Below are 3,384 nucleotides of genomic sequence, written 5' to 3'. Positions count from 1 at the left end.
TGCATCGACTTCCCGACCGGCGAGCCGTTGCTGGTGTCGATGCACGGCCAGAACAGGTCGCAGCCGTCGCCCTGCACGGCGCTGGCGATCCAGGGCTCGCCGGTGGGAGTCTTCTTCCAGACGAAGCCGCCATCCCACGGGGCCTTCTCGGCCTCGTGCGGCGTACCGGCGTAGCGGATCTGAACGACGGTCTTGGCTCCGGCGGCGATCGGGGCCGGCGGGGTGATGGTCAGACGGCCTTCCGGATTGGTCCAGGCCGAGACGGGCAGGGTCTTGCCGTCGACGATCAGGGCGCTGACCGTGAAGTTCTTATCGAAGTCCAGGACGATGCGAGACAGGGCTGTCTTGGCCGCCAGGGTCAAGGTGGCGTCGCCCTCTATCGCCTTGCGCTCGGGGATGATCTTCAGCTTCAGGTCGACGTGCTCGAGGGTGAGCGCGGCTTCTTCCGCCGGCATCTGGCCGCCCGTGCCCAGGGTCAGGGCCGTGGTTTCCGGCGGTTTGGCCAGCTTGGCGGGGACGGGCTTGGTCACGGCGTGGGCGGCGCTGGCGAGCGCCAGGACCGATACGGTGCACAGGGCCGCGGCCCGACGAAGATTGATGCTCACGCGAAACTCCCCAAAAAATGCCGGGGACATCGGTAAGCTCGACCGCGCGCGACGCCAAGAGCGAAGTTCAGGGATTGTTCGGCCCGCCTTTCAGCGAACGCCGGTCAAATCTTCTCGCTGATCTTGATCGCGGCGCGGCAGCCCGCGCGGATCACCGCCGACAACAGCGGATAGGCCGGAGCCTCCAGGGCGCCTTCGCCGATCGCGATGTCCTTGTGGTGCAGTTCGTCGTCGCGGAATTGGCTGAGCTCGGCGGCCAGCGACGGGTCGCGGCTCTCCAGCTCGGCGATCTGGCCGGCATAGTGCTGCTCGATCACCGTTTCCACGGCTTCGGTGCAGGCGTGGGCGGCCTTCTCGCCCAGCAGGGCCGTGCCGGCGCCGAGGGCGAAGGCGGCGGCGCGCCACAGGGGCGACATCAGGGTGGGGCGCACTTGCCGCTCGCCCAGCAGCTCATTGAACCGGCTCAGATGGACCTGCTCGTGGCCCTCCATTTCCTGCAGCTGGTCGGCGATCCGCTCGCGGCCCGGAGCCTGACGCATCACCGCCTGCTGACCGCGATAGATGTGGACGGCCGCCAGTTCGCCGGCCTGGTCGACCCGCAGGATCTCGGCCAGACGCGCCTTCTGGGCGCCGACACCGGGACGGGGAGGGACGGGCCGGTCCACCTTAAACTGCCTTGGAGGAGGTTCGGGGGCGGAAGGCGGCGAAGGCCGAGGCGATCGCCAGGCCCAGCGAGATCACGGCGTTCCAGCCGGCCATCGACAAGCCCAGGAAGATCCAGACGGCCTTGTCGCAGGACGGGGCGGCGATCTTGGCGCCCTTCAGCATGGCCACCAGGTCGTCGGCCGAGGCCGCGCCGCCGGCCGCGCAGGCGGCGGGACCAGGCCACCACTTCCATTCGGCGCCCGCGTGATAGGCCGCTACGCCCGCCCCATACAGGAAGCCCAGGCCGATCAGGAGGATCAGCGGCTTGCGCACCCGGTCCGCCCAGGCGGTGCGCGACAACACGACGGTGATCAGAGCCACCGTTCCGGTGACCCAGTAAACTTCACGCTGCTTGAGGCACAGCAGGCACGGCGCCAGCTTGCCGAAGGTCTCGAAGGCGTGGGCCGCCCCCAGCATGATGGCGCAGGCGGCGAAGGCCAGGACGGGCCAGTGTTCGGCGATCAGGTCCAGCGGACCGCGAACCGGCGCCGCGACGGGGCCGGGCGCGCGAATCTGGGTGACCTTGTCCTCGACGTTCTCGATCGTCATGCCGCGCAGGCTCCGCCGCTGCTTCCACCCAAGAAGTGGCTCGCCGTGAGGCCGATGACAAGCAGGGCGATCAGGATGCCGGCGAACAGGGCCAGGCGCTTCTCGATCACCGGCATCATGGCCGGGCCGAATTTCTTGACCACCAGGGCCACCAGGAAGAACCGCGCGGTGCGGGTCAGGGTGGAGGCCAGGATGAACATCGGGAAGCTGAAGGCGGCCAGGCCCGAGGCGATGGTCACCAGCTTGTAGGGGATCGGGGTCAGGCCCTTGGCCAGGATCACCCAGACGCCGTACTGGTCGTACCAGCACTTGAACTCGGTCATGCCACCGGCGTGGCCGGTGACGGTCATCATCCACACGCCCAGCGGCTTGAGGAAGAAGCCGATCGCATAGCCCAGGATCCCGCCCAGCACCGAGGCCAGGCTGCAGATCGCCGCGTAACGCCACGCGCGATCCGGCCGGGCCAGCACCATCGGAGCCAGCATCACGTCGGGCGGCACAGGGAAGAACGAGCTTTCGGCGAACGAAACGGCGAACAGGCTGGCCGGAGCGTGGCGCGAGGCGGCCAGACCCATGACCCAGTCATACAGGCGACGCAGCATGCGGACTCCGAAATGAGGACGCGCCGTAGCTAGCAGGCGACCATGACCTTGTCGCGGCGCTTCGCGCGATTACGTGCAATCCTATTGGAATTGCGGCCCTGGGTGGCTATCACGCGCGTTCGATGGCTCTTGCCGTCCAAATTCTTCGAAAGACGATCCCATGAGCGACACGCCTCCCGACCGCCTGGCCTCTAACCCCAGCAGCCCGCACTACGACGCCGCCACGCTCGAGCGCGGCGTGGGCATCGTCTTCAACGGCGTCGAGAAAACCAATGTCGACGAGTACTGCATCAGCGAGGGCTGGATCCGCGTCACCGCCGGCAAGGCCGTCGACCGCAAGGGCAACCCGATGACCATCAAGCTGCAGGGCGTGGTCGCGCCGTACTGGCGCAACGACAACGCCGAAGAGGCCTGAAACTCATGGCCCCGCGCCGCCTGATCGACCTGCCCGGCTTCGCCGACCTGGAGACCCGGGCGCTGATGAAGCCGTCGTTCGCCGATCCCGAGGCGCGGGCCCAGTTCCCCGAGATCGACCAGTTGGCGCGCGACACCTTCGGCCTGACCGCCGATGAAGCCGCGGTCGTCCCCGATCCGCCGGGCTGGGACGGCATCGACGTCAAGTCGTTGCGCGAGCAGGCCGACGCGTTCGAGCTTGAGGGCTGGGACGTCATGGACGACAAGCGCCGTCCGCTGCGGACCCTGGGTCATTTCAGCCATCCGCTATGGCTGGCCCTGCGCGGCGTGGCCGGCCATCTGCCGTTCGAGCCCGAGCCGGACGAACACGATCCCTCGGCGACGTCGCTGGCGGCCGAGGCCGCGAAGTTTCGGCGGGATAAGCGCTAACGCTTCTTGCCCAGCTCGACGCCGATATCCTTGATCGAGTTACCGACCTTGCGGTGGGCGGCGACCAGTTGGTCCTTGGT

At 68.0% G+C, this 3,384-nt stretch carries 5 protein-coding genes and 1 pseudogene; 2 read left to right on the top strand and 4 right to left on the bottom strand.

Annotated features, from left to right (window positions below; translation table 11 throughout):
• The 4 genes and pseudogenes from AC1DZ6_RS21885 to AC1DZ6_RS21870 form a co-directional block, all read right to left on the bottom strand.
• Nucleotides 1–605: pseudogene (locus tag AC1DZ6_RS21885) on the bottom strand (M1 family peptidase); the annotation flags it as partial.
• Between the two features lie 104 nt (nucleotides 606–709).
• Nucleotides 710–1,270 carry a demethoxyubiquinone hydroxylase family protein gene (locus AC1DZ6_RS21880; RefSeq protein ID WP_477099235.1) on the bottom strand — a complete coding sequence of 187 codons (561 nt, stop codon included), beginning with the start codon at nucleotides 1,268–1,270 and terminating at the stop codon, nucleotides 710–712.
• Between the two features lies 1 nt (nucleotide 1,271).
• Nucleotides 1,272–1,859 (bottom strand): disulfide bond formation protein B, encoded by a 588-nt coding sequence (locus tag AC1DZ6_RS21875; protein WP_477099234.1) that lies wholly within the window; start codon nucleotides 1,857–1,859, stop codon nucleotides 1,272–1,274.
• Nucleotides 1,856–2,461: a YqaA family protein gene (locus tag AC1DZ6_RS21870; RefSeq protein WP_477099233.1), complete on the bottom strand. Its 606-nt coding sequence runs from the start codon at nucleotides 2,459–2,461 to the stop codon at nucleotides 1,856–1,858. The genes AC1DZ6_RS21875 and AC1DZ6_RS21870 overlap by 4 nt, the downstream gene beginning before the upstream one ends.
• A 160-nt stretch (nucleotides 2,462–2,621) precedes the next feature.
• Between AC1DZ6_RS21870 and AC1DZ6_RS21865 the strand changes: the two genes are divergently transcribed.
• Nucleotides 2,622–2,876 (top strand): DUF3297 family protein, encoded by a 255-nt coding sequence (locus AC1DZ6_RS21865; protein ID WP_477099232.1) that lies wholly within the window; start codon nucleotides 2,622–2,624, stop codon nucleotides 2,874–2,876.
• 5 nt (nucleotides 2,877–2,881) lie between these two features.
• Entirely contained in the window at nucleotides 2,882–3,304 is a 423-nt protein-coding gene (locus AC1DZ6_RS21860) for a hypothetical protein (RefSeq protein ID WP_477099231.1), read from the top strand.
• Nucleotides 3,305–3,384 lie beyond the last annotated feature (80 nt).

It is taken from the genome of Caulobacter sp. P1_B12_2 (assembly GCF_056406675.1).
The sequence above is the reverse complement of the archived record's forward strand: the minus strand, read 5'-3'. Positions and strand labels throughout refer to the sequence as shown.